This is a genomic window from Vibrio sp. 2433-A1 (genome assembly GCF_056726085.1).
In genome coordinates this window covers 1-5,880 of the sequence record NZ_JBRESC010000054.1, presented here as the reverse complement: position 1 = coordinate 5,880, position 5,880 = coordinate 1, and the positions used below count along the sequence as shown (strand labels likewise).

Below are 5,880 nucleotides of genomic sequence, written 5' to 3'. Positions count from 1 at the left end.
TCATTCTAAGGCATTGAAAGATGAAGCGTCCGAAGTCCCGTACTTCTACCACTATGACTATCTTTGGAGTACTTATTAAGTAATAAGTATGGATGTTATTCGTTAATTTTAATCATAGCTAATACATTTTCATTCATGTAAATTATATAAGTAAGCCATACTACATTGTTTTAATTATTTGCCATTAACTTAATTTAATGGAATGTGTTTTTTTTGATGAAATTGTTCAACTTAGTAGTTGTATAGAAATCTAGAGTTATATTTGATAGTAATGTTATTTAACCTATATCTTCGCTGGTAATGGGTAGGTGATTTTATTGTCGATATAAATAACGTCCCATTTAAATTTACTGTATCCGCCCCATGAACCCACGGGGCGATATGACTAATGTTTGAAGTTCCAAGGGAGGAGTGCATCGATATCTGGCTCCGCTTTCGCCAGCTCTTTCATGCACTTGACCGTATCCGCCCCATGAACCCACGGGGCGATATGACTAATGTTTGAAGTTCCAAGGGAGGAGTGCATCGATATCTGGCTCCGCTTTCGCCAGCTCTTTCATGCACTTGACCATGTAGTCGTAAAGGATAAGGCCGTTGGCTTTTGCAGTCTCGACGATACTGTAAAGCATCGCGCTCGCGTCAGCACCATTTGGTGTGTTCGAGAACAACCAGTTCTTCCTGCCAATGACCAGCGGTTTAATTGCGCGTTCAGCACGGTTATTGTCTATCGATAAGTGACCATCATCGATATAGCGAATCAGCTTCGGCCATTGTCCAAGCGTGTATTTTATCGCTTTACCCAACGGGCTAGACGCTATCACTTGTTGAGTCGTCATCCACTCGTACAACTCATCCAGTATTGGCTTGGCATGCTGTTGGCGTTCAGCTTTTCGTGTTTCGACAGACGCCCCTTTTAAGCGGGATTCTATTCCATACAGCTTCTGGATTTTGGCCAGCGCTTTATCTGCTTTGCCCGATTTACCTTTACCTTGAAGCTTCTTAGCATCCATGAACTTACGCCGTGCATGCGCCAAGCAGCCGACATTGGTTACTTGATGAAGGCCGTCATAGGCACCGTAGCCATCGGTTTGTAGATAGCCATTATAGTCACCTAAGAAGGCAATAGGGCAAGCCCTCGCGCGACTGTTCTGATAGTCGTACAAGGCGATATTTTTCACATTCGGCAGCGCGGCTTCTGGCGAGTCTGCACCCGAGCAGTACAGCCACATGTAACATTGCTTATCTTCCTTGAGGACATTGAGCGGCGTTTCATCCGCCTGAACCACCACTTGCTCTAGTAAGTGTGTTTTCAAGGCCGCGTAAAGCGGGATGAACTTCTCACTGACTTGGATAATCCACCTTGCCATGGTGGTTCGCGACAGCTCGATACCCGACTGGGTAAACAGCGACTCTTGACGATAAAGTGGCATCGCGTATTGGTATTTGCCGAGGATGATATTGGCAAGCAAGCTTTCTGTCGCGAAGCTTTTAGGGATAATGCTTTGCGGCGCGGGCTTTTGAACGATGCGGTTGTTGTCTTCAGTTTGCTCACACTGGCGGCAAGCATATTTAGGACGAACATATTCCAGCACCTTGAGTACCGCTGGCGTGAACTCAAGTTTCTCACTACGGTCTTCGCCGATTTTATGAAGGTCATGATTGCAGCATGAGCACTGCTTCTCATGGTCGTCCAAATCCAGTTCGATAACCTCACGAGGCAAGGTCTTAGGCAGTGGTTTACGTTTACCACGTTTCTTCGTTGTGGTGGTCGTCGTCGTGACCTCAACCTCTTCTTTCTTAGCGGCTTCACATTCCACTTCGTTGAAGAGGTCACCTTGAGATGTATCGTAAGGCTTTAACGCCTCCGAGCGTTTAGCGAACTGGCGGTCGAAGGCAAGCTTGAGTTGTTCAAGTAGCGACTGGCGCTCTTGTTTCAATCGGCTTTCTGACGCCATGAGCGCTTTCACCATCGCTTGTAGCTCGGCAACATCTTGACTTTCTGGGTTGATATTTGGCGTCTTTTTCATGGCTTTCATTATACTAAAATCATGCCGCTAACGCTTGGTAGATAAGGCTTTATTATCGTTTAAGTCATTGTAAAATCGTTTATTCGAACGGGTTTGTGGCCGATAATCGTGAAGCCAGAAAGCAACCTATCAAGCTCGAATTGAGTTAGGCTAAAGACCTCATTTTTCTCTTTTGATGGCCACTTGTACTTGGCTTTTTCAAGGCGTTTGTACCAAAGAGCAAAGCCTGTTTTATCCCAGTACAACACTTTGATTTTATCGCGCTGTTTATTGGTGAACAGGAACAGAGCACCACTGCCAAGAGGCAAATCGGTGTCACTTTCGATAATCGCCGCGAGGCCGTTGATGGACTTTCTAAAATCGACACTTTCACGATAGAGATAAATCTCTGGAGCGTTGAGCATACGTTTCATGATAGTGCACCGATGAGTTCGGCGAGATAGTTCGCAGGCGTGCCTTGGGGAATGCTCAACTCAACATCATTGACGAGAAGTGTCATGTTAGCCGTTGCTATTTGAGCTTGAAACTTGGTTGTCTTTTCGACGACTTCAGCTTTAACGAAGCCGACAGACGCTAATTGACTTGTCGAATGAAGTTGACGGCGTTTCGCGAAAAACGTCGATAAGCTCAGTCCGTGCTGCTCGCAAAAAACACGTTGAGTCATATTACTGCTTTCATATTGTTGAAAGAGAGCTTGCCATTCTTGGTTAGAGCGTCGTTTTGCCATTTCAAATCTCCTCATAGTTGGAGACTTGATCTTAATATTCGTGATGAACGATTAGAATGCGGGGTTTATGACACGCTTACGATTTTGGAGCATAAAGTCAGACGTAAAAAGAAGTCGGTATTGAGCTCTTGGCGGATGGACGAGACATACATCAAAATCAAAGTCGAATGGTTTTATTGCTATCGAGCCGTTGATAAGTTTGGTGATGTTATCGATTATTATCTGAGTCCAACTCGTGATGAATCAGCCGCCAAAGCCTTTTGGGATAAGGCGATAGCGCAGAATGGGTTACCTGAAAAAGTGGTGATAGATGGCAGCCATGCTAACCATTCCGCACTGGATGCGATGAATGTTCAGCTTTGGCTAACGGGCTACTTCATGCTGTGTCTGATAGAAATTTGCAGTATCAAATATCTGAATAATGTCGTGGAGCAAAGTCATCGGTGGGTGAAGCAGAAAACGCGGCAAGCTTTGGGATGGAAATCGGTCGAAGGGGCGACTGCTTCACTTCATGGTCGAGAAATGTGGACCATGTTAAGACGGGAACAGATTGATGTTGAGGGAGGCTCTGCTTGTGAGAAGTTTTACGCTCTCGCAGGATAAGTGTGTCCAGAGGCCGCGGCCTTCGCCTCAAAAATGAATTTTGCGACAGAACCTTAAATTATGTTTTGAATGCTAGTTTTTTCGACCTTGCTTGCAATTATCCAGCTGGTCTTTTGTCTTAAAGTCTTTTTTATTAATGGTTATATGATTTGGATCTTGACTATTATCATCTTGCTTGAAAGATTGCCATTCAATACTAATAGTATCTAAGTCAAGCACTGAGTTTGTCCAATAGAAAGGCATTGTTGCCTCATGGTCAACATAAAGATCTTTTAAACCTTTAAAATCTTTAACCATTCCCCAACACCTTTCTTTCGCTGAATAATAGGCAAGCGGAAACTCACCAGGTTCTGCTACCTGTTTAATCACCTTTGCATTGGGTTCAGCTATCATTTGATGCCACCCGTAGTTAACCTGTGCGCCATGCCTCACGACATGTCTGGCTTGATTTTCATAGTCACTGTTTGGACTGTAAGGCGTATATTCTCGACTAGGATCAACAGCACTCACATATAAGTTTATGTTCTCAATTACTTCACGTTCATTTTTACTCTCAGGCTCAACAATATTGTACTTACCGTTTCCATCTCCTACTAATATGTCATGGGTATCGTAATCACCAGTAAAGAGTTTGGTAATCCAATTATTACCTAACTCAGATTTCATAGCGGCGATACTAAAAGAAAGCATTTCGATAGAACTTGTATCCAGAGGAAAAATCTTAGCTTTTAGACAGCCACTTGAATCTGCTTCATAAATTGTACTGTAAACGCCTCCAAGCGTTTTTCCCCCTGCATGGTCAACAACATGACCCACAATGCCCATTAGCCCTTCCGCTTCTAGGAGTTCTTGATACTCATATGTTAGATTATACACTCTCTGTATAGTCTTGGGTTTTAGTGTTTTTTCAAGTATATCGTGCCCTTTCGCAGACGCACCTCTATTTAACGCGTCTATCGTAAACTCACCAGATTCACGGAAAGTTATCACCATATCGAATAAATCCGCACATTCTTTGATGGCTTGCATATGAGATTGAGTCACAAACTTATCTGATATCTCTTTTAGTGTTTGTTCATCCTTTTTTTCAGTCTTGATTACATCAACTTTTTCTATTGGTGTATCTATTGGCACAACTTCTTCCTCAATCGCTTGTTTTGCTGGCATTAGCGATCCTGTCGGCGCAAAGTAATGCTGTGCTTGGCTATGACTAGAATGCTTACTTTCACTATTCTGTGAATCATCATTCCCATTTGAGTAAGAAGAACCTACTAAATCGCCATGATCAGCTGATACTGGAGTAATATTTCCCCCGACAACATTTTCTTGGCCAGGATCAACACATTGAATCGTGCCACCAATAGAACACTGGAGACTGCAACCAAACGTTAAAGCCATTTGATGATCTATTTTTATCGTGCTGTTAGGGCTATTCCAAGGAGAAGGCGTAGCAGGCATACACGGCGGGGGAGAGATTGGAGCCATTAACGTACAATTGCCGAACGGCTTAATGTTTACCATTGGGATATGATCGGCAACATTTGCTGCTGGTTTATTATCTATAGAAATCGCTCTAGATGGAGACACATCTAACTGACTAGGAGATGTACCTCCAGTGCACATCAGTGTTGCACCTTTGCAAAGGTGTTGCATTCAAATAACCTTTTGCTATTTTTTCGATGCAAGCTATCTCATAACAATTTTCGATTCAAATCAAATATAAAACAGGGATAAACCAGTAGATCTTATTCCTATTATGACAAATGCGTGACTTTGCTACCAAAAACGACCCTCAGACGGTTTTGCCGCAAAGTTTTGCGTTGTCGGTTAAGATTCGCTCAACCTCTATCTAATACCCTGAATCTCAATGTTTAAAGGTTGCCACTTTCCCTCTGAAATCATTCTCGAAACTATCCGTTATTACCTGGCTTACAAACTCAGTTATCGAGAGATTGAAGAAATACAGGGAGAGCGTGGTGTCACCGTTGACCATGCGACTATCAACTGGTGGGTCATCAAATTCACGCCGATTTTGGAGCATAAAGTCAGACGTAAAAAGAAGTCGGTATTGAGCTCTTGGCGGATGGACGAGACATACATCAAAATCAAAGTCGAATGGTTTTATTGTTATCGAGCCGTTGATAAGTTTGGTGATGTTATCGATTATTATCTGAGTCCAACTCGTGATGAATCAGCCGCCAAAGCCTTTTGGGATAAGGCGATAGCGCAGAATGGGTTACCTGAAAAAGTGGTGATAGATGGCAGCCATGCTAACCATTCCGCACTGGATGCGATGAATGTTCAGCTTTGGCTAACGGGCTACTTCATGCTGTGTCTGATAGAAATTTGCAGTATCAAATATCTGAATAATGTCGTGGAGCAAAGTCATCGGTGGGTGAAGCAGAAAACGCGGCAAGCTTTGGGATGGAAATCGGTCGAAGGGGCGACTGCTTCACTTCATGGTCGAGAAATGTGGACCATGTTAAGACGGGAACAGATTGATGTTGAGGGAGGCTCTGCTTG

5 protein-coding genes and 1 pseudogene are annotated in these 5,880 nt (G+C 43.5%); 2 read left to right on the top strand and 4 right to left on the bottom strand.

Annotated elements, in window-relative coordinates:
• Positions 1-494: 494 nt before the first annotated feature.
• Genes tnpC through tnpA form a run of 3 tightly spaced genes read right to left on the bottom strand, consistent with a single transcriptional unit; the run spans position 495 to position 2,754 of the window.
• The gene (gene tnpC, locus ACU01J_RS21375) at positions 495-2,027 is read right to left on the bottom strand and encodes an IS66 family transposase (protein ID WP_481087429.1); all 1,533 of its coding nucleotides are present in this window, start codon (positions 2,025-2,027) and stop codon (positions 495-497) included.
• Positions 2,028-2,086: 59 nt separating this feature from the next.
• The gene (tnpB, locus tag ACU01J_RS21370) at positions 2,087-2,440 is read right to left on the bottom strand and encodes an IS66 family insertion sequence element accessory protein TnpB (protein WP_481087428.1); all 354 of its coding nucleotides are present in this window, start codon (positions 2,438-2,440) and stop codon (positions 2,087-2,089) included.
• Complete coding sequence (gene tnpA, locus ACU01J_RS21365; protein ID WP_481087427.1) at positions 2,437-2,754, bottom strand: IS66 family insertion sequence element accessory protein TnpA; 318 nt, start codon at positions 2,752-2,754, stop codon at positions 2,437-2,439. Before tnpA ends, tnpB begins: the two co-directional genes overlap by 4 nt.
• Positions 2,755-2,838: 84 nt before the next feature.
• Here tnpA and ACU01J_RS21360 point away from each other — a divergent pair.
• Positions 2,839-3,357: pseudogene (locus tag ACU01J_RS21360) on the top strand (IS6 family transposase); the annotation flags it as partial.
• Positions 3,358-3,429: 72 nt separating this feature from the next.
• Here the strand turns inward: ACU01J_RS21360 and ACU01J_RS21355 are convergent.
• The gene (locus tag ACU01J_RS21355) at positions 3,430-5,010 is read right to left on the bottom strand and encodes a DUF4280 domain-containing protein (RefSeq protein WP_481087426.1); all 1,581 of its coding nucleotides are present in this window, start codon (positions 5,008-5,010) and stop codon (positions 3,430-3,432) included.
• Between the two features lie 214 nt (positions 5,011-5,224).
• Here ACU01J_RS21355 and ACU01J_RS21350 point away from each other — a divergent pair.
• Positions 5,225-5,880 (top strand): IS6 family transposase (locus ACU01J_RS21350; RefSeq protein WP_481087425.1); only part of this gene is annotated, 656 nt, incomplete at its 3' end.